This window comes from Synechocystis sp. LKSZ1 (genome assembly GCF_040436315.1).
In the GTDB taxonomy this organism is placed as follows: Bacteria; Cyanobacteriota; Cyanobacteriia; order Cyanobacteriales; family Microcystaceae; genus Synechocystis.
This window is the reverse complement of sequence record NZ_AP031572.1, coordinates 1,594,689-1,613,755: the sequence shown is the minus strand read 5'-3', so window position 1 is coordinate 1,613,755 and position 19,067 is coordinate 1,594,689. Positions and strand designations below refer to the sequence as shown.

General features: G+C 51.3%; 18 protein-coding genes. 13 read left to right on the top strand and 5 right to left on the bottom strand.

The annotated features are described in order from the left end of the window. The first annotated feature begins 39 nt into the window (after positions 1-39). Positions 40-498 (top strand): DUF3531 family protein, encoded by a 459-nt coding sequence (locus ABXS88_RS07650; RefSeq protein ID WP_353674588.1) that lies wholly within the window; start codon positions 40-42, stop codon positions 496-498. Positions 499-509: 11 nt separating this feature from the next. Here ABXS88_RS07650 and ABXS88_RS07645 read toward each other — a convergent pair whose 3' ends face one another. Further along, positions 510-1,100, bottom strand: a complete 591-nt coding sequence (locus ABXS88_RS07645; protein ID WP_353674587.1) for a GNAT family N-acetyltransferase — start codon at positions 1,098-1,100, stop codon at positions 510-512. A 113-nt stretch (positions 1,101-1,213) separates the two neighbouring features. Beyond that, a complete protein-coding gene (locus ABXS88_RS07640; RefSeq protein ID WP_353674586.1) occupies positions 1,214-2,569 on the bottom strand; it encodes a nitrate/sulfonate/bicarbonate ABC transporter ATP-binding protein in 1,356 nt (451 codons plus the stop codon). Between the two features lie 284 nt (positions 2,570-2,853). On the opposite strand from ABXS88_RS07640, the gene ABXS88_RS07635 reads away from it, so the two are divergent. Next, positions 2,854-3,135, top strand: a complete 282-nt coding sequence (locus tag ABXS88_RS07635) for a Mo-dependent nitrogenase C-terminal domain-containing protein (protein WP_353674585.1) — start codon at positions 2,854-2,856, stop codon at positions 3,133-3,135. A gap of 22 nt (positions 3,136-3,157) precedes the next feature. On the opposite strand, the gene ABXS88_RS07630 is transcribed toward ABXS88_RS07635, so the two are convergent. Next, positions 3,158-4,882, bottom strand: a complete 1,725-nt coding sequence (locus ABXS88_RS07630; protein WP_353674584.1) for an ABC transporter permease subunit — start codon at positions 4,880-4,882, stop codon at positions 3,158-3,160. Positions 4,883-4,997: 115 nt separating this feature from the next. Here ABXS88_RS07630 and hpnA point away from each other — a divergent pair, with 115 nt between their 5' ends. Beyond that, positions 4,998-5,993, top strand: coding sequence for a hopanoid-associated sugar epimerase (hpnA, locus tag ABXS88_RS07625; protein WP_353674583.1), 996 nt, complete (start codon positions 4,998-5,000; stop codon positions 5,991-5,993). 29 nt (positions 5,994-6,022) lie between these two features. Here the strand turns inward: hpnA and ABXS88_RS07620 are convergent, their stop codons facing one another. Continuing rightward, positions 6,023-6,919 (bottom strand): ABC transporter ATP-binding protein, encoded by an 897-nt coding sequence (locus tag ABXS88_RS07620; RefSeq protein WP_353674582.1) that lies wholly within the window; start codon positions 6,917-6,919, stop codon positions 6,023-6,025. Positions 6,920-7,261: 342 nt separating this feature from the next. Here ABXS88_RS07620 and psbU point away from each other — a divergent pair, with 342 nt between their 5' ends. From psbU to ABXS88_RS07570, 10 genes are all read left to right on the top strand, one after another. After that, positions 7,262-7,666 carry a photosystem II complex extrinsic protein PsbU gene (psbU, locus tag ABXS88_RS07615; RefSeq protein WP_353674581.1) on the top strand — a complete coding sequence of 135 codons (405 nt, stop codon included), beginning with the start codon at positions 7,262-7,264 and terminating at the stop codon, positions 7,664-7,666. 207 nt (positions 7,667-7,873) lie between these two features. Continuing rightward, the gene (locus tag ABXS88_RS07610; protein WP_353674580.1) at positions 7,874-10,042 is read left to right on the top strand and encodes a polyribonucleotide nucleotidyltransferase; all 2,169 of its coding nucleotides are present in this window, start codon (positions 7,874-7,876) and stop codon (positions 10,040-10,042) included. Positions 10,043-10,156: 114 nt separating this feature from the next. Then, complete coding sequence (gene def / locus ABXS88_RS07605; RefSeq protein ID WP_353674579.1) at positions 10,157-10,720, top strand: peptide deformylase; 564 nt, start codon at positions 10,157-10,159, stop codon at positions 10,718-10,720. 60 nt (positions 10,721-10,780) lie between these two features. Then, the gene (locus ABXS88_RS07600) at positions 10,781-10,978 is read left to right on the top strand and encodes a hypothetical protein (RefSeq protein ID WP_353674578.1); all 198 of its coding nucleotides are present in this window, start codon (positions 10,781-10,783) and stop codon (positions 10,976-10,978) included. A gap of 55 nt (positions 10,979-11,033) precedes the next feature. After that, positions 11,034-12,602: a lysine--tRNA ligase gene (gene lysS / locus ABXS88_RS07595; protein WP_353674577.1), complete on the top strand. Its 1,569-nt coding sequence runs from the start codon at positions 11,034-11,036 to the stop codon at positions 12,600-12,602. Between the two features lie 268 nt (positions 12,603-12,870). Next, positions 12,871-14,289, top strand: a complete 1,419-nt coding sequence (locus ABXS88_RS07590) for a form I ribulose bisphosphate carboxylase large subunit (protein ID WP_353674576.1) — start codon at positions 12,871-12,873, stop codon at positions 14,287-14,289. 112 nt (positions 14,290-14,401) lie between these two features. Next, positions 14,402-14,782, top strand: coding sequence for a chaperonin family protein RbcX (locus tag ABXS88_RS07585; protein ID WP_353674575.1), 381 nt, complete (start codon positions 14,402-14,404; stop codon positions 14,780-14,782). 27 nt (positions 14,783-14,809) lie between these two features. Further along, positions 14,810-15,151, top strand: coding sequence for a ribulose bisphosphate carboxylase small subunit (locus tag ABXS88_RS07580; protein ID WP_353674574.1), 342 nt, complete (start codon positions 14,810-14,812; stop codon positions 15,149-15,151). A 150-nt stretch (positions 15,152-15,301) separates the two neighbouring features. Further along, positions 15,302-15,949: a sigma-70 family RNA polymerase sigma factor gene (locus ABXS88_RS07575; protein ID WP_353674573.1), complete on the top strand. Its 648-nt coding sequence runs from the start codon at positions 15,302-15,304 to the stop codon at positions 15,947-15,949. 13 nt (positions 15,950-15,962) lie between these two features. Further along, complete coding sequence (locus ABXS88_RS07570) at positions 15,963-16,706, top strand: anti-sigma factor (RefSeq protein ID WP_353674572.1); 744 nt, start codon at positions 15,963-15,965, stop codon at positions 16,704-16,706. 18 nt (positions 16,707-16,724) lie between these two features. On the opposite strand, the gene ABXS88_RS07565 is transcribed toward ABXS88_RS07570, so the two are convergent. After that, on the bottom strand, positions 16,725-18,983 hold the full coding sequence (locus ABXS88_RS07565; protein WP_353674571.1) for a bifunctional (p)ppGpp synthetase/guanosine-3',5'-bis(diphosphate) 3'-pyrophosphohydrolase: 2,259 nt from the start codon (positions 18,981-18,983) through the stop codon (positions 16,725-16,727). Positions 18,984-19,067 lie beyond the last annotated feature (84 nt).

Sequence of the window (19,067 nt, the reverse complement as noted above, 5' to 3'; positions counted from 1 at the left end):
CTCTTCATCATCGCTTCTGTCCTTTCTGTTTCCCTGCCCATGGATATTCAATTTCGAGAATTTAACCCCTTTGACCTCTGGATCTGGCTGGAGTTTGAAGCTGTCCCCTCAGCCATGGAACAACAATACGTCGAAGAGGTGTTTAATTCCTGGTTCTATCTGGGCAAACTGAGCGCCTTTAATGCCGAAAATCTTCAAGTACAGGACACGGGTATTGAAATCAGTTATTTGGAGTACGATAACGCAGCTTTAGAGAATAGCCTAATGGCCCCGATGCACAATATGGCGGATTTTCAGTACCAAGGTGCCTGGGGCCGGTGTTGGTTTGATCTGGGTACAAGTGATTTAATTGCCCTCGATATTTTGATCAATGCCCTGCACCAACTGAGTCAGGAGTATGTGGCGATCAAGCAAATGATTATTGGGGGCGTTAATGAAGACTGGCCCGTAGGCACTCGTCACCGGGATTTAATGTTTGACGACTTTGAGGATAACTAGACGAGACTGAGCTAGACCGCAAGGGATTTTTCTAGGAGCAAGCGCCGGGGCCAATGAAACAGTCCGGTGGGCCACTGAAAATCCGTCCCCTGGGTCTGATAACCCAAATCATCATACAGGGACTTGGCACTGTGATTGTTGTCAAGAACATGGAGGGCCAGCGTATGACAGTTCCAATCCCTGGCAACCTGCTCACATTTGAGCAATAGCTGACGGGCAACGCCATGACGACGGTGGGCCGGGCTCACTGCCAAATTAGAAATATAGCCGGTACGAGCCTGGGGATAGAACCAACCCCGTAGGGAAATCTCAGCAGTACCAATGATTTCTTCGTCGGGGGCCCTGAGGGCAATCAGACAGGTGTAGTGAGGGGAGGAAGCCCGCAGACGAGAACGCAAATCTTCGTAAATGCCCAACCGCAGGAGGGGGTGAAACCAGGCTGACCAACGCCGAGGCGGGTGAAAGCTTTGCAGTAAGACCTCCGTCAGGCCTTGAATATCCTGGAGCTTGGCACAACGAATCGTAACTCCCATGGGGGCCGCCCCATGATGCGCTAGAGGAACAAAAGTAATGGATTCAGAACTGGAGACACAAGAGTCCATGGTTTCTCCCGGACAAGGGAACGCTGTATCCCTCATTGATTGGGATTTCCGGCTCATTTTAACGCCTTTTGCCCTGATTGCCAGTGCCAATATTTAACCATTTTTCTTCCTATTCAACATTCAACTAGGGTTTCTGTTTTTACCTCTGGGAGATAGAGGCGATCTTCACTGGCATCATACTCAAATAACTCAGCATAACGTCCCCAGTCTACGGCCGTTGCAAACTGGCGTTCTGCTTCCTCCTGCGGAAAATGCTCACCCCAGAGGTCTAAAAAAAAGTCTGCTCGCATGGAACTGTTTCGCTTTTCTCGTAGAGTTTGGACAATACTATTTAGAACAGAAACATGCGTTAGGGCTTGCTGCCGAAAGAGATCTTTACTGCGCAGAATAGTGGTTGTCGCAAAGTCTTGCCCTATTTCAGTGAGCCGTACATCGCCTTGGGCTACTTCTGCAAATCCCAAAAGGACAGCAGCATCCAAACTAGGTAGAAGGTCATCGACTGCAAGCTGAAGACGATCCGCTAATCGAGGAATATCATCAGTTCCTTTTGGCTGATCGACAATGAGTTCTAATAAACCACTAATTCCTCCAACACGAACGTGGGGTAACGCCTTAGCGTAGGGGGAAGAAGTAACTGAAATAGTCTCTGGTTCGTACTGAGTAGATACTTGGCTAGTCACCTTAATTTCAGGATTAGTCATCACGGTGTAGATATAATCAACCAGAGCTGCAAAGCGAGGATGGTTTCGGTCGTGGGGGCGTGGTAGGTCAATCACGACTTCCCCTCGGATGTGTCCTGGATTGGAGCCTAAAATGATCACACGATCAGCCAGAAAGACGGCTTCTTCAATATTATGAGTGACGATCAGAATACTTTGGGAGGGAAACATTTTCGCATTCCAAAGATCGTCAATTTCCCCCCGTAGGTTTTCAGAAGTTAAAACATCTAATGCGCTAAAGGGCTCATCCATAAATAAAGCTTGGGGTTCTAGCACAAAGGCACGAGCAAAGCCCACCCTTTGCTTCATGCCTCCTGATAATTCCTTGGGATAGGCACTCTCAAACCCATCCAAGCCCACAATATCAATGGCTTTGAGAGCCCGTTGCCGGCGTTGTTCTCGCCGAATTCCCCTAGCTTCTAGTCCTAATTCCACATTCTCTTGAACAGTAAGCCAAGGTAACAGGGCAAAATTTTGGAACACCATGGCTACTTTGTCGTTGGCTCCCCGCAGGGGTTTTCCCTCGCTCAAGACTCGACCCTGACTCGGTGGAATTAATCCGGCCATGATGCGCAACAATGTACTTTTACCACTACCGCTACGTCCTAGCAGGGCCAGCACCTCGCCCGCCTTAACCGTTAAGCTGACCCCCTTTAAGACGGTGAATTCCTCTTTCCCGTCGGGCAACGGAAAGCGTTTGTGAACATTCTCAACTGCAATCAGGATGTCTTGAGCCATATTAGCTACCATAGGACATTGTTTTTAACAAAAATGAGCGGTTGGCTCGCAACTTCTTGTGGGACTTGCTATTGTGTCTTTTTAGCATGGGTTCGCACCATCTCCCTCAACATACCGCACCTTAGGATAGGACGGGAGTAGCCCTTAAGTCTTGCTTATCATTCATAAACTAAATTTATATCAAAAAGGTGTTTATATTCCTGGAGATTATGTTTATGCTAAGGACATCGATTTGAAACAAGCAATACATTGCAGCGATGAACACCCTAAGCAATTATTCATTTCCTCAATATCCATTGTCCCCAAGCAACGGTCAACGTCGTCAGCGGTGGGGTGAGGTATGGTCTCCAATGCGTCGCTGGCTCGGCCAATGGGAAATTCCCAATGCAGTGATTGCCCAAGCGATTTGTCACTTGATTCCAGCCCAATGCCCCTTTGCTCGAACCGTTAACTGGCGGGGGCAGGTTGTGATGGTAATTCCCCCTTTGTGTAAGCTAAATCCTCTCTACGACGATCTGATGATTTTACGATTTCGTGCCCTTTCCTACCTTGCCGATCAAGCCTGCGGGGAGGGCTAGGGAAATGAGTTCGATGAAAAGATCACAGATGATATTTGGTTTCTGCCAATTGGTAAAGCCGGCGCCACAGCAGACGATTGAGCCCAACCACAAACAAACTCATCATGCCGATGCCTAGGGTAATACGGGGCCAGTCTCCCACTGTAGTTGCTTCAGCAATATAGGCACCTAGACCCGTTGCAGCTAGAGTACTTGAACCCCAGGCAACAATTTCGGAGACGATGCTGGCGTTCCAGGCTCCTCCACTGGCCGTTACCCCTCCGGTTACCCAAGCCGAGAAAATACCGGGAATAATTAACTTTTGCCAGTGTTTCCAGCCTCGCAAGCCAAGATTGCTGGCCATTTCCCGCAAGTCCGTAGGAATACTCTGAGCCCCAGCAATGGAGTTAAACAGAATATACCATTGAGCCCCCAGGGCCATGAGTAGGATACTCCCCCCTTCAATGCTGATGTGGGTACGGAGAAAAAAGAGGGTGGCAAAGGGGAAAATGAAGTTAGCCGGAAAGGACGCTAGAAATTGGACGATGGGTTGTAGTGTACTTGCTAGCTTGGGGTTAAACCCGATGGCAACCCCGATCGGCGTCCAAATGACGGTTGCCAATAGCAGAAGGATGGTGACTCGCGCCAAGGTAAGCAGTCCTAAGCCAAAGGTTTTAAAAACTTCGCCAATGCCTACTGTACCTAGGATGAAGTGCAGGGCCCAGGCGATTAAAAAGCCAATGGTCACCCATAAAATTGAGTTATAGAGGCGATCCCCCTGTTGTTGGGGAGTGTCTGGGGTGAAGGTGAACTGGGTTCGGGTTAAGCGAGACAGGAAATAGTTAATGCTTTCCTGGATAGGGGCCAGCATTTTACCGAGCATCCGGGGAATACGGGCCGTTTGCAGAAGATCATAGACCCAGGATTCCGGGTTTTCGGCTGAAGCGCTTTGTTCTAGGCGAAACTTATCAGACCAGGCAATCAATGGCCGCCAAAAGAGTTGATCAACTAATACAATAACAGTCGCGATGGTGACTAAAGCCCAGCCTAGGGCGGCTAAATTCTCTTTGGCAATCGCCTCTGCTACATACGAACCAATCCCTGGCAACGTATAGTCTTGGTTTAATACACTAATGGCTTCACTGGCTGCTACAAAAAACCATCCTCCTCCAAAACTCATCATGGCATTCCATAACAGCCCAATAGTCGCGGAGGGAACTTCTAGCTTAGTAAACCGTTGCCAGCGGGATAATTGGTAGAGGTTAGCCGCTTCATTGAGTTCCTGAGGAACCATGCGTAGAGATTGATAAAACGAAAAGGTCATATTCCAGACCTGACTAGTGAAGATGGCAAAAATCGAAGCCGCTTCCAGGCCAAGCAAACTCCCCGGAAATAAGGCAATAAAGCCCGTCACGGTAATAGACAAAAAACCCAGAACTGGAACCGATTGCAAAACATCCAATAGGGGAATCATTACCCGTGCCGCCCGACGACTATTGGCAGCAATGTACCCGTAGGCCAGTGTGAACACGGTAGAAAAAAAAAGCGCAATAAACATGCGTAGAGTTGACCGTCCCGCATAGTAGGGTAAACTACGAGGGTCGAGATCAATGGCTGGTACGATGTCCGGTGGTTTAAAGCTGGCCAATGCTCCAGCCCCAATCCGTCCAATCAACGTTAATAGAACCAAAGTACCCAGCATGACCGCAACATCGGCTAGTCCGAAGGGAAAGCGCCGCAAGACTTCAGGAGAGGGAAAAGTTTTCATAGAGACACTTGCTACTGAAACTTGACAAAATCAGTCTGAGTATTTCATTTAGCATTATGCTATGGTACGCAACCTTTAGCAGGGAAAGCTTATTGAGTTGATTGATTCAGTCAGTATGGCAGAGCGTTTTTTTGTTACTGGAGGAACCGGCTTTGTCGGGGCCAACCTAATTCGTTTGTTATTAGACCAGGGCCATCAAGTACGAGCCTTAGTGCGTCCTCAGAGTTCTGTCCGTAATCTCCACGGCCTAGCTATTGAATGGGTCACCGGTGATCTTAATGATTCCCAGTTGGCACAAAAAATGCAGGGTTGTACCGGTCTGTTCCATGTGGCGGCCCATTATTCCCTCTGGCAAAAAGACCGCGACCAACTCCATCGCAGTAACGTCTTGGGCACTCGCAATCTATTGGCCTGTGCTCGCCAAGCCGGCATCCAACGCACCGTTTATACTAGTTCTGTGGCCGCCATTGGGGTACGAGCTGATGGTCAACCGGCGAATGAAACCTACCAGAGTCCCGTCGAGCGGCTGATCGGGGCCTATAAGCAATCCAAATATTGGGCTGAACAGGAAGCCCAGCAAGCGGCTCAGGCCGGGCAAGACATTGTTATCGTCAATCCCAGTACTCCTATTGGCCCTTGGGATGTTAAACCAACTCCTACGGGGGACTTGATCCTCCGCTTTTTGCGACGACGGATGCCCGCCTACGTCGATACCGGTCTGAATCTGATCGATGTGCGGGATGTGGCCTGGGGTCATCTCTTGGCCTATCAGCACGGTCAGTCGGGAGAGCGCTATATTCTGGGTCATCAAAACCTGAGCCTGAAAGAAATCCTTGAGAAATTGGCCCAGATCACAGGTCACGAGGCGCCCAGAACTACTGTTCCTCTCTGGCTGCCCCTAACCGTGGCCTGGATTGAAGAAAAACTGCTGGCCCCCTTCGGTAGATCCCCTTCGGTTCCCATTGAAGGCGTGCGCATGTCCGCCCAAAGCATGTATTACGACGCTCGTAGAGCCGTCCAAGAACTGGGTCTACCCCAATCAAGCATTGATCAAGCCCTGGCCGATGCCGTGGAGTGGTTTTACCAGCAGGGCTATGTTCGCAGACCTTAAGCTCCTCACTCTTCTCGACTCAAAGATTTCTAACCAGGCGGATTAAGAATTTCCAAATAAATATGTTCTAGTTGAATCGCCTGGCGACGGACGGACTCTAGAGGAATGGCGTCCAATAGGGGCAAAATCTCTCGCAATTCCAGGGCCTGGGGTAGCCAAAAAGCCAACTCCTGGCCATAGCGACGGTGTTGCCATCCCAAGGCCTGGGCTCGCGCAATGGCCTGTTGTTCCGCCGGAGTCGTCAGAAGCAAAATTTCCTGGGCTGGGATTAGGGCCCGTAAGTCTGCCAGGCTTCCTTCATAACGCAATTGGCCCTGCTGGAGAATACCGAGGCGATGGCAGAGGTGTTCCGCTTCTTCTAGCAGATGGGTCGTTAATAAAATAGTCATCCCCTGCCCTTGCAGGTACTGAATTAATCGCCACAGGGCCTGGCGCGTTTCCAGATCTAGTCCCGTGGTGGGTTCATCAAGAATCAAGAGCTTGGGGCGGTGCATCAGGGCAATGGCCACGTTCAGGCGCCGTTGCATCCCCCCGCTCAGGGTATCTACAGAATCCTGGGCACGGTCAAGAAGATGCACCGCCTGCAGGCAAAAACGAGTACGACGCTGGCGTAATTTTGGCCCGAGGCCGTAGAGTTTACCAAAAAAATTCAGGTTCTGCTCACAGGTCAGACTACGATACAGGATATTTTCTTGGGGGGCCATGCCTAGCCACTGCTTTGTCTGGGTCGATAGAGGTTGGCCGTTAAGGGTAATATGGCCATGGTCTGGTTCCAATAGCTGACAAATCAAGTTCATGATGGTGGTTTTTCCCGCACCATTCGGCCCCAATAGGCCATAAATTTCTCCCGGTTGGAGCTGAAAACTCACCTGGTCTAGGGCACGGTATGAACCATAGGTCTTACTGACCTGATCGAAGCTCAGCATGGCTTGTTCTGCATAGTATAGCGATAGCTTAGCATCCGGGATCGGTTTCCCCGGCAGGAGCTGGAGAAGTCTTTCCCCTCGTGGGTCAGGCGGTGAACCAGCCCTTAACGGAAGGATTTTTAGGCAAGCGAAAGGATTTGCTTTAGGCCCTGAGGTAGCTTTCTACGGCCTTGGTGGTCTCTAGGGATTCTACCCAGTCAATCCTTAGCCCTGACTCTGGTCAGCGTTCCCCGAAAACATTACAATCTAAAATAACTTTGCGCCATCGCGTCCGTAAATTCGTAATTCGACGATTCATCCGGCATTTTTTCTTTTACTTGATACCTTTTTAGGAGAACCTCCATGAAAACCCTATCCCGTGTTGTTGTGCTCATTACCCTCGTGGTTAGCCTCTTTGGTTTTATCGGCAGTGAATTGGCCCAGGCCCTTCCCCTAACCTCCGGTACGCCCCTCCTAGCGGCCCTCAATGCAGTGGATGCGAAACTAACTACTGAGTTTGGCCAAAAAATTGATCTTAACAATAGTGATATCCGGGATTTCCGCGACCTACGGGGTTTTTATCCTAACCTAGCCAGCAAAATCATTAAAAACGCTCCCTACGAAAAGGTTGAAGATGTTCTTAATATTCCTGGTCTGAGCGAAACTCAGCAAGCTCGCTTGCAGGCTAACCTCGATAACTTTGTGGTGACGGAAGTCAGCAGTGAACTCACCGAAGGGGATGACCGGATTAACCCCGGTGTTTACTAGGGATTGAAAGACAAGATCCCTTGTCCTCCGCCTTAAAAATCCATTGTTAGGTACTAGCTCCAATCACTCCAATAGCCACGCCTTCCGAGGGGTGGTTTTTTATGGGGTCAAGGACTGGGGGGAGAGGGATTCTCTGCAATGGGGGATAACAAAAGTGTTAGGATCGCTCCTAGAAGAAGAAACGTGATACATAAGGAAAAACGCTACATGCAAGAGTTTGTTAAGTCGATATCCTTCGATGGACGGGATATTCGGCTCAAGATTGGGACCCTCGCTCCCCAAGCAGGAGGAGCCGTCCTGATCCAGTCCGGTGATACGGCAGTTTTGGTAACAGCAACGAGAGCAAAAGCTAGAGAAGGCATTGATTTTCTTCCCCTAACGGTTGACTACGAAGAACGGCTTTACGCTGCAGGCCGGATTCCAGGAGGCTTCCTACGACGAGAGGGCCGACCCCCAGAAAAGGCAACCCTGATCAGTCGTTTAATTGACCGGCCCTTGCGTCCTCTCTTCCCCAGTTGGTTACGCGACGATCTGCAAGTCGTGGGTACAACCCTGTCCATGGATGAAGAAGTGCCGCCGGATGTGTTGGCCGTAACTGGGGCCTCGGTGGCAGTCATTTTGGCTCAAATTCCTTTCATGGGGCCAATGGCCGCCGTTCGGGTGGGTCTGATCGGGGATGACTTTATCATTAATCCGACCTACCGAGAAATTAACCACGGAGACTTAGATTTAGTCGTAGCCGGAACCCCCGACGGCGTCGTGATGGTGGAAGCCGGTGCCAACCAACTGCCAGAACAGGACATTATTGAGGCCATTGATTTTGGCTACGAGGCCGTGCGCGATCTAATTACGGCCCAACGGGAATTAATGAAAGACCTCGGTCTAGAGTTGGTCAGTTTAGATCCGCCTCCGATTAATGAAGTCGTGGCTAAGTTTATTGAAGAGCGAGCCGCCCAGTCTATCACCCAGGTGCTTAGCCAGTTTGATCTCGGTAAAGACAAACGGGATGCGGCCTTGGATGAGATCAAAGCCACCCAAGTGGAAGTGGCCCTGGCCGAACTGCCCGAAGAAGATCCGGTTAAAGTTGCCGTTGCCGAAGATAGCAAACTGCTCGGTAATTACTACAAAGGCCTGACCAAAAAACTGATGCGCCGCCAAATTATCGAAGATGGGGTGCGTGTAGATGGCCGCAAACTTGATGAAGTCCGGCCGATTAGCTGTGATGTGAGTATTTTGCCGCGACGAGTCCACGGGAGTGCCCTCTTTAACCGGGGCTTGACCCAGGTGTTGTCCATTGCCACCCTGGGTTCTCCTGGAGATGCCCAGGATCTGGCGGATGACCTCCATCCCGAAGACGAAAAACGCTATCTACACCACTACAATTTCCCGCCCTTTTCCGTGGGAGAAACCCGGCCAATGCGGTCTCCTGGCCGCCGTGAGATTGGCCACGGTGCCTTGGCGGAGCGGGCCATTCTTCCCGTACTTCCTCCCCAGGAAGCCTTTCCCTACGTGGTGCGGGTGGTTTCCGAGGTACTGTCCTCCAATGGTTCCACTTCCATGGGCTCGGTCTGTGGCTCGACCCTGGCTCTGATGGATGCTGGTGTACCCATTCAAAAACCCGTCAGTGGGGCCGCCATGGGCCTGATCAAGGAAGGTAATGAAGTGCGCATCCTCACCGATATTCAAGGTATTGAGGACTTTTTGGGCGATATGGACTTCAAGGTTGCGGGTACCGACAGCGGCATTACGGCCCTGCAGATGGATATGAAAATTACAGGATTGAGCATGGATGTGGTGGCCAAGGCCATTCAACAGGCCCGGCCGGCCCGTCTGCATATCCTTGAAAAAATGTTGGCGACCCTCAGCCAGCCACGCCCGGAACTCTCTCCCTTTGCGCCGCGCCTCCTAACCCTCAAAATCGATCCAGATTTGATTGGTTTACTGATTGGCCCTGGGGGTAAAACCGTTAAGGGGATTACCGAACAAACGGGCTGTAAAATCGACATTGCCGACGATGGTACCGTCACCATTGCCTCCAGTGAAGGGGAACGGGCCGAACGGGCACGGCAGATCATCTTCAACATGACCCGCAAGCTCAACGAAGGCGAAGTCTATGTGGGCCGTGTCACCCGCATTATCCAAATTGGGGCCTTTGTGGAGGTTCTGCCAGGGAAAGAAGGCATGATCCACATTTCCCAGTTGGCTGAAGGCCGAGTGGGCCGGGTGGAAGATGAAGTTGCCGTTGGCGATGAAGTCGTGGTCAAAGTCCGCGAAATTGATAGCAAAGGCCGTCTCAATCTCACCCGCCTGGGGATTCATCCCGATGAAGCCGCCGCCGCCCGCCGGGCCTTGGGGGCCAGCACACGGGTTGATTAGACGTTTTTCTCCAGGGCTAGAATACTGACTGGCCCTGGAGAGAAGGGCTTAAAAGCAATATGTTACGATTAGCTAAGCTTTGCCTACTCGTTGCTCATTTCATTTCTGGATGCCATGACCGCTACTCTCGTTGTTGAAAAGCAAAAACTAGAAACCCCGCCCCTGCAACTCCACTATCTTGGGGACAAGGTTCTGCGTCAGCCGGCTAAACGCATTGCCAAGGTGGATGATGCGGTGCGTCAATTGGCGAAGGAAATGTTGCAAACCATGTATAGTGCCAATGGCATCGGCCTAGCCGCCCCTCAGGTGGGCATTAATAAGCAACTGATCGTAGTGGATTGTGAACCCGATAAACCTGAAAATCAGCCCCTAATCCTGATCAATCCCCAGATTACCCGCACCAGCCAAGACCTCTGCGTGGTAGAAGAAGGCTGTTTAAGTATTCCCAATATCTACTTTGAGGTCACGCGCCCCAAGGCCATTGAAGTCAGCTATAAAGATGAATTTGGCCGGCCCCAGAAACGCCAGGTCGCAGGTTTGCTGGCTCGGGTGATTCAGCACGAAATTGACCATCTCAATGGGGTGGTCTTTGTGGATCGAGTGGACAATGCCCTGGCCCTGGCGGAATCTCTAAAAAAAGAAGGCTTTTCCGTCCAAGCTGTCCGCCCAATTACCTAAGCCAGCAGTGAGACCAAGTACAATAAACTTCTAGCTAACCTAACTAGAGGCGTATTATCTGTGACTCCCAAAAGTGGTATTTTTCTGCTGGGCTCCTGCATTGCGGCTATCGCGGCCGTGGGTTGTATTTTTGAACTGTCTTCGGGTCAGCCGGAACTAGGTCAATCCCTAACAACGGGAATTTTACTGGGTAGTCTGCCCCTAACGGGGCTCCTCTTTTGGGCCGCCGTCCAAGATACCCGAGCCAATATGAAGTAGCTTCTCCTACTTATTTTTTCTCTGAATTATCTAGATCCTATCAATCAGTTTTCTAATGTCCTCTTCTCCCCAGCCCCATTCTAGCCTTGAAGAAATTCGCGCCACTCGCCTAGAAAAAGCGGAACAGCTTAAACAGTTAGGGCTCAATCCCTACGCTTATCAATGGCACAGTACCCACACCGCTGCAGAACTCCAGGCGAAGTACGTGGATCTAGCACCAGGGGAGGAAGTCAGCGTTGAGGTGGCCGTTGCCGGTCGTATCTTGGCCCGGCGCATCATGGGGAAATTGGCCTTTTTCAGCCTGCAGGATGAGACGGGAACCATTCAGCTTTATCTCGAAAAAAAACGTTTAACGGACTGTATGGCCCCGTTACCAGAGGGGGTCAACGTCTTTACCACCCTGACCAAACTCACCGATAGCGGTGACATTTTGGGGGTTAAAGGGACAATTAAGCGCACGGAAAAGGGAGAACTCTCAGTCTACGTGCAGAATTACCAGATCCTCACCAAGGCCCTCTTGCCCCTGCCCGATAAATGGCATGGCCTAACGGATACGGAAAAGCGTTACCGTCAACGCTACGTTGATCTCATCGTCAATCCTGATGTGCGGCAGACCTTTCGGCGTCGGGCCCAAATTACAGCGGCCATTCGTCGCTACCTCGATGACCAGGGCTTTATTGAAATCGAAACGCCAACCCTACAAAGTGAAGCGGGGGGAGCTGATGCCCGGCCCTTTATTACCCATCACAACGCTCTGGGGATGGACCTCTACCTCCGCATTGCCACCGAACTGCATTTAAAACGCTTAGTGGTGGGTGGCTTTGAGAAAGTCTTTGAATTGGGCCGCATCTTCCGCAATGAGGGCATTTCCACCCGCCACAACCCCGAATTTACCTCCATTGAGGTTTACCAGGCCTACGCCGACTACGAAGACATGATGGCCCTGACGGAAGCCCTGGTGACGGAATCGGCCCAAACCGTCTTGGGCCAACTGACCTGTACTTATCAGGGCCAGGAAATTGACCTCACACCGCCCTGGAAACGGATCACCATGCACGATGCCGTTAAAGAACAAACGGGACTGGACTTTAGTCAATTGACGGATCTCGACCAGGCCAAACAGGCCGCTGAAGCGGCGGGGATCGGGGTTCCCGAAGATTGCGACTCCATCGGCAAACTGCTCAATGCCGCCTTTGAGCAGACGGTAGAGGCTACCCTGATCCAGCCCACCTTTATTCTGGATTTTCCGGTGGAAATTTCTCCCCTGGCCAAGCCCCACCGCAGTAAACCGGGTTTGGTAGAACGCTTTGAGTTATTCGTCGTTGGCCGAGAACTGGCCAATAGTTTTTCTGAATTAACCGATCCCCTGGATCAACGCCGGCGTCTGGAGGCCCAGGCCCAGAAAAAAGCAGCGGGAGACCTGGAAGCCCAGGATGTGGATGAAGATTTTTTAACGGCCCTGGAGTATGGGATGCCCCCGACGGGGGGCCTGGGTATTGGCATTGACCGATTGGTGATGTTATTAACCAATTCCCCCAGTATTCGGGATGTGATTGCCTTTCCTTTATTAAAAGCTCAGATAACTGCAACCTCCGAAAAGGAAGATGAAACGCCCGAGGTCTAAAGCTTTGCTGAATTTATCAGGGAAATTAATCAGACTCGCCAAGAATTGTAATCGAAAAATCAGTGAATGCAGAGCATAGGGTGTCGTTAAGGTTTCCGCCCCGTGATAAGATTAGGTCTCAGAAAACAGATAGTTGCTGGGTTGTCGCAGAGCTTTCTCGTCACCGAATAACTTAATAAATTTTCCGATCTCTAGGGAAAAAGCCGGGCCTAATCCAGCTTTTCTCGGAGACTGATGCGCCTTTAATGTTTATGGAGGAATAACCTAAATGGTACAAGCCAAATCCAAAGCTGGGTTTGAGGCAGGTGTAAAAGACTACCGCCTGACTTACTATACCCCCGACTATACCCCCAAAGATACTGACCTACTGGCCTGCTTCCGTATGACTCCCCAGCCGGGTGTTCCTCCCGAAGAAGCCGGGGCGGCGGTAGCAGCGGAATCTTCCACCGGAACCTGGACCACTGTTTGGACTGATAATCTGACTGACCTAGACCGTTACAAAGGTCGTTGTTATGATATCGAGCCCGTCCCCAACGAAGATAATCAATATTTTTGCTTCATTGCCTATCCTTTAGATCTATTTGAAGAAGGGTCCGTTACCAACGTACTGACCTCTCTAGTAGGGAACGTTTTTGGCTTTAAAGCGCTCCGTGCCCTGCGTCTAGAAGATATTCGCTTCCCCGTCGCTCTGATCAAAACCTTCCAAGGCCCTCCCCACGGGATTACGGTGGAACGGGACAAACTGAACAAGTACGGTCGTCCTCTGTTGGGTTGTACCATTAAACCCAAACTCGGTCTGTCGGCCAAGAACTATGGTCGTGCCGTTTATGAGTGTCTGCGCGGTGGTCTCGACTTCACCAAGGATGACGAAAACATCAACTCCCAGCCCTTCATGCGCTGGCGCGACCGCTTCCTGTTTGTACAAGAAGCCATCGAGAAAGCCCAAGCGGAAACCAACGAAGTTAAAGGTCACTACCTAAACGTCACCGCTGGCACCTGTGAAGAAATGATGAAACGGGCTGAGTTCGCCAAGGAAATCAAGACCCCCATTATCATGCATGACTTCCTCACCGGAGGTTTTACGGCTAACACGACTTTGGCTAAATACTGCCGCGACAACGGCCTGTTGCTCCACATCCACCGAGCCATGCACGCTGTTATCGACCGTCAGAAAAACCACGGGATTCACTTCCGCGTCTTGGCTAAGTGTCTGCGCCTCTCCGGCGGTGACCACCTCCACTCCGGTACCGTTGTCGGTAAACTCGAAGGGGAACGCGGTATCACCATGGGCTTCGTTGACCTGATGCGTGAAGACTACGTTGAGGAAGACCGCTCTCGCGGTATTTTCTTCACCCAGGACTACGCTTCCATGCCTGGCACCATGCCCGTAGCTTCCGGTGGTATCCACGTTTGGCACATGCCCGCGCTGGTAGAAATCTTTGGGGATGATTCTTGTCTACAGTTTGGTGGTGGTACCCTCGGTCACCCCTGGGGTAATGCGCCTGGGGCAACCGCAAACCGGGTGGCCCTCGAAGCTTGTATCCAAGCCCGTAACGAAGGCCGTAGCTTAGCTCGCGAAGGTAATGACGTTATCCGTGAAGCTTGTCGTTGGTCTCCAGAATTGGCCGCTGCTTGCGAACTCTGGAAAGAAATCAAGTTTGAATTTGAGGCCATGGACACCCTCTAAACGCCAGCCCTAGGCGGTGAGACGTTAACGGTGAACAGCTATCAGCCAGTCCCTAGGATAGGTTGATAGCCAATTAATCCAGACTTTGAACCGCTCAGGAATGAGGCCAGCCATGGGAACGAAGCAAGTTGCCGAAGCGACAGCTAAAGTACTGCAAAGCTACTTGACCTATCAAGCAGTCAAAACCATTCTGATGGAGTTGGGAGAAACGAACCCTCCCCAGGCCCTCTGGCTCAACCAGTACATGGCTACTCATGGTATTCAAGATGGTGAAGCCTTTTTAGAGGAACTGCTCAACGACAACAAAGAATTGGTTCTGCGTATTCTGACTGTCCGCGAAGTCTTGGCCGATACCGTGCTAGATTTTCTGCCTGGTATGGTTCGCCAAAGTATCGGTCACTCCAATACCGAGCATCGTCGTCACTTGCTAGAGCGCTTAACCCGTGCCGTTCCCCCGCCGGAGTCCGAGCTTCCAGATTTTCCTTCTCCTTAAAGTTGTAATCAGACAGGACGTTTACCCATGAAAACTCTATCGAAAGAGCGCCGTTACGAAACCCTTTCCTACCTTCCTCCCCTCACCGACCAACAAATTGTTAAGCAGGTTCAATATCTGATTGACCAAGGCTTTATTGCGGGTGTGGAATTTGAAGAAAATCCTGAGCCCGAAACCCACTTCTGGACGATGTGGAAACTGCCCTTCTTTGGGGGAGCCTCGGCCCAGGAAATTTTGGCAGAAGTCCGGGAATGTCGTTCTGAGTATCCCAGTTCCTATATCCGTGTGATTGGTTTTGACAATATTAAACAATGTCAAACCATTAGCTTCATTGTTCACAAACCCAACCAAGGCCAAGGCCGCTACTAAGAGCTCAGGCTAAATCAGTCAGTGTGAACTAAATGGCTAACCCGCTACGGCGGGTTTTTTTGGGACATTCCCCATCCAAGGGGCAGATTTGGCCGTAGATCAAAGGAAAGAAAAGACGATAGTTTACCTTTGATCAGGCGATGTTAGACTATGGAAGCCATGATGTCCCTGGGGATTGCCCCTGCCAGCCCAACACCAATGGATCTTAAACCCGTTAACCCTCGACTGGCCCAACACCCCCTGACGACGGAGGCAACGGATGTGGATATTTGGCAGGCTCTCCAGCAGGATGACCCCCGCTCGCTCCAGCTCTTGTATGAACGCTATGGAACGCTGGTTTATCGTTTGGCCCTGCGGGTTTTGACCCATCCCCAAGAAGCGGAAGACTTGACCCAGGATATTTTTCTGACCCTCTGGCGGACACGCACCTACAATCCGAATCGGGGTTCCCTTAGTAGTTTTTTGACCACGTTGACACGCTCCCGGGCCATTGACAAGCTGCGGGGCCGCACCACTCGTCTCAAATTTCTCCAGCGTTGGCAACGAACCGTAACCGCGGAATCATCAGCCCTGTCTCCCTTTGAAGTGGCATCCCTGAGTCAACGTTCCGAGCAAGTGAAACAGGCCCTGGCCCAATTGCCCGACCACCAACGCCAAGTCTTGGAAATGGCCTATTTTGATGGCCTGTCCCAGTCCGAAATTGCCAAACAGTTGGCGGCTCCCCTGGGAACAGTGAAAAGTTGGTCGCGCCAGGGCCTGCTAAGCCTCAGAAAACAGTTACAACCTTTTATTGATTAACGCTCCTAGCACAATGGCCATGCATGAACCCGAACTGCCGGATCAATTAGATGAACTGCTCGCGGGCTATGTTCTCGGCAATCTCAGTGCGGAAGAAGCCGAAGCACTGCAACGGTACCTAGACGCTCATCCCGAAAAGCGTCAGGAAATTCAGGGTTTGCAGGAGACCCTGGAAATGCTTCCCTACGCCCTCCCCCCCGTACCCTTACCCGAGAGTCTTCACGCCGCCATTGCCCAGATTCCTCAGCAACGGCCCAAGCGCTGGCCTCAAATCGGGATAGTCCGCCATCTCTGGCAAAGAAAAGTCAGTCTGGCTCTAGCTGGCTTAGTCGCGGCCCTAGCCTGGAGTAACTATCGTTTGCACCAAGATCTGCAATTGGCCCAAGCCGAAACGGCCTACCAAAAAGATGTCGTAGCAATGCTGCAGAATCCCCAGACCCATCTCGTTTCCCTCCAGGGGATGGAGTCGGCCCCCCAGGCCACGGGCCGGGTCGTGATGACCCCCGGCGAGCCGCAGTCGGTGTTGATTATTCAAAACCTACCGCCCCTACCTCCCGGCCAATTTTATAAGCTGTGGTGTGTGAGCCAGGGAAAAAAAATTCCGTCAGAGTCCTTTAACGCTGGCAAAAATGGGACTGTCCTGGCTAAACTTCCGACCCCCTCGGCCGATGACGTAACCGGTATTGTAATTACCCTCGAAAAGGATTCCCAAACAGACCCGTCTCCTGGCCCGATGGTCATGACCAGTCGTTTATAGAGATCAACTAATTGGCCCTCAGGGGGTTTCGACGGCATTTACTCGCCGCAGGTCAATAATATCTGTCATGTTTTTAATCTTGGCCAAGATACTGTTGAGTTGTTCGTGGTCACGAATATCAATTTGTAAACTAATCAGGGCCGGCTTACCAAAACTGGTCTTGACCCCCGCATTCCTGACATTGATATTGTGATCACTCAGGCGAGACAAAATATCCTTGAGGACCCCGACGCGGTCGATGGCCTCGATCATGATGTCTACAGGGTAGGTTTGGGCACTGCCATTGAGGGGATTCCATCGTACCGGAATGAGACGTTCTCCCTCTACATGGCCGACATTGGGACAGCCCTGGCGATGGATAGAAATTCCCTTGGCCCCGCGAGTAACAATCCCAATAATCGGTTCTCCCGGCAGGGGATGGCAACAGCCCGCAATGTGATACAAAAGGCCCTCGATGCCGGCAATGGGGGATTTACTGCCCTTGTCAGTTGGGTGGCCAGGGCTGGCAATATAGGGAGAAGAGGAGAGGGTAACTTCGGTTTGCTGGGTTTTGACGGTGGTTTCCCGTAGGCGATTAACCACCAAGTTTAGGGTGACTTCGCCATAACCCAGGCCGGCCAGGAGATCCTCCACAGATTGATAATTACACCGTTCAGCGACGGTTTGCATCGGGGCCGATTTCAATAAGGACTCCAGTCCGCTCTTGCCCAACTCTTTTTCCAGGAGTTCCCGACCCCGCAGGACATTTTCATCCCGACGTGACCGCTTAAACCATTGGCGGATACGATGGCGAGCGCTGGGTGTCACCACAAAATTAAGCCAATCAAGACTGGGATGGGAGTTCTTTTGGGTGATAATTTCCACAATATCGCCGTTTTTGAGGGGGGTATCCACCCCTAACCATTGGCCATTGATGCGGGCCCCCTTCATGTGATGACCGACTTCGGTATGAATGCGGTAGGCAAAATCCACCGGCGTGGCCCCCCGAGCCAGGGAAACGACATCCCCCTGGGGCGTGAACACATAGACATCATCATCGAATAAATTTTCCTTGAGATGCTCCACGTATTCCTGGGCATCCTTGAGGTCGTTTTGCCAGTCCAGCAGTTGCCGGAGCCAGGTAAATTTTTCGTCGGAGGAGGACAATTGTGTCGTATTCGACCCGCCGGTTTCTTTGTATTTCCAGTGGGCGGCGATCCCATATTCTGCAATATGGTGCATTTCCAAAGTCCGAATTTGTACCTCCAAGGGCCGACCATTTAAGCCCACCACCGTTGTATGCAGAGATTGATAGCGGTTGGGCTTCGGCAGGCCAATGTAGTCCTTGAAGCGGCCGGGAATGGGTTTGAAGGCATCGTGGACAATGGCCAGGGCCCGATAGCAGTCATCTTTACTATCAACAATGACGCGCAGGGCCGCTATATCATAAATTTCTTCAAACTCTTTTTTCTGGCTTACCATTTTGTAGTAAATGCCGTAGAGATGCTTAGGCCTAGCCTGGAGTTCTAGCAAATTCACGCCAATCTCTTCTAAGCGTCTGCGCAGAATATCCTTAACTAGTTCTAAACGCGATTCCCGGTCTCCCCGCTTTTCAGCCACCAGGATCTGAATCTGTCGATAATCCTCGCTTTCCAGGTATTTAAAGGCCAGATCTTCCAATTCCCATTTAAAACGCCAAATCCCGAGGCGATTGGCCAGAGGAGCAAAAATTTCACGGGTCTCACGGGCGATGCGTCGTTGCTTTTCTTCGCCCAGGGCTTCCAGAGTCCGCATATTGTGGAGGCGGTCGGCCAATTTGACCACAATCACCCGAATATCCTGGGCCATGGCCAGGAACATCCGTCGGAAGTTTTCGGCTTGGTGCTCGGTTTTACTCGAAAAATTAAATTTAGAGAGTTTCGTAACCCCCTCCACCAGACGGGCCACCTCCCCCCCGAAGAGTTGTTCGATTTCCGCCACCGTTACTGCTGTATCTTCCACCACATCATGGAGAAAACCGGCCGCAATCATAGACTCATCTCCCCCGAGATCCCGCAATAGGCCCGCCACCGCCACAGGATGGGCAATGTAGGGTTCTCCCGATTTACGGTATTGGCCCCCGTGCAGGTCATAGGCAAAGCGAAAGGCCCGACAAATTAAACATTCTCCTTGGCTGGCCCGATCCCTAGACATATCCTCTAGACAGGCCTTTAACCAGGCGGGAAGCTCGACATCAGCAGGCAGTAAAGGAGCTTCTGGAGAAATCTCCACAGGTGAGAGGGGGGCTGTCACATTCATGGTGGTTTAGAGAAAAAATAAAACGGGATAGGGCCATCCGCTCCTTAGTAGGACAGGGCCCCTAGGACTAATGAGCTTATTTAA

Bases quoted from the DNA above. Each gene is read 5' to 3' on its own strand.
- ABXS88_RS07650 (WP_353674588.1), top strand. From the start codon at position 40: ATGGATATTCAATTTCGAGAATTTAACCCCTTTGACCTCTGGATCTGG.
- ABXS88_RS07645 (WP_353674587.1), bottom strand. From the start codon at position 1,100: ATGGACTCTTGTGTCTCCAGTTCTGAATCCATTACTTTTGTTCCTCTA.
- ABXS88_RS07640 (WP_353674586.1), bottom strand. From the start codon at position 2,569: ATGGTAGCTAATATGGCTCAAGACATCCTGATTGCAGTTGAGAATGTT.
- ABXS88_RS07630 (WP_353674584.1), bottom strand. From the start codon at position 4,882: ATGAAAACTTTTCCCTCTCCTGAAGTCTTGCGGCGCTTTCCCTTCGGA.
- hpnA (WP_353674583.1), top strand. From the start codon at position 4,998: ATGGCAGAGCGTTTTTTTGTTACTGGAGGAACCGGCTTTGTCGGGGCC.
- ABXS88_RS07620 (WP_353674582.1), bottom strand. From the start codon at position 6,919: ATGCTGAGCTTCGATCAGGTCAGTAAGACCTATGGTTCATACCGTGCC.
- psbU (WP_353674581.1), top strand. From the start codon at position 7,262: ATGAAAACCCTATCCCGTGTTGTTGTGCTCATTACCCTCGTGGTTAGC.
- ABXS88_RS07610 (WP_353674580.1), top strand. From the start codon at position 7,874: ATGCAAGAGTTTGTTAAGTCGATATCCTTCGATGGACGGGATATTCGG.
- def (WP_353674579.1), top strand. From the start codon at position 10,157: ATGACCGCTACTCTCGTTGTTGAAAAGCAAAAACTAGAAACCCCGCCC.
- lysS (WP_353674577.1), top strand. From the start codon at position 11,034: ATGTCCTCTTCTCCCCAGCCCCATTCTAGCCTTGAAGAAATTCGCGCC.
- ABXS88_RS07590 (WP_353674576.1), top strand. From the start codon at position 12,871: ATGGTACAAGCCAAATCCAAAGCTGGGTTTGAGGCAGGTGTAAAAGAC.
- ABXS88_RS07585 (WP_353674575.1), top strand. From the start codon at position 14,402: ATGGGAACGAAGCAAGTTGCCGAAGCGACAGCTAAAGTACTGCAAAGC.
- ABXS88_RS07580 (WP_353674574.1), top strand. From the start codon at position 14,810: ATGAAAACTCTATCGAAAGAGCGCCGTTACGAAACCCTTTCCTACCTT.
- ABXS88_RS07575 (WP_353674573.1), top strand. From the start codon at position 15,302: ATGGAAGCCATGATGTCCCTGGGGATTGCCCCTGCCAGCCCAACACCA.
- ABXS88_RS07570 (WP_353674572.1), top strand. From the start codon at position 15,963: ATGGCCATGCATGAACCCGAACTGCCGGATCAATTAGATGAACTGCTC.
- ABXS88_RS07565 (WP_353674571.1), bottom strand. From the start codon at position 18,983: ATGAATGTGACAGCCCCCCTCTCACCTGTGGAGATTTCTCCAGAAGCT.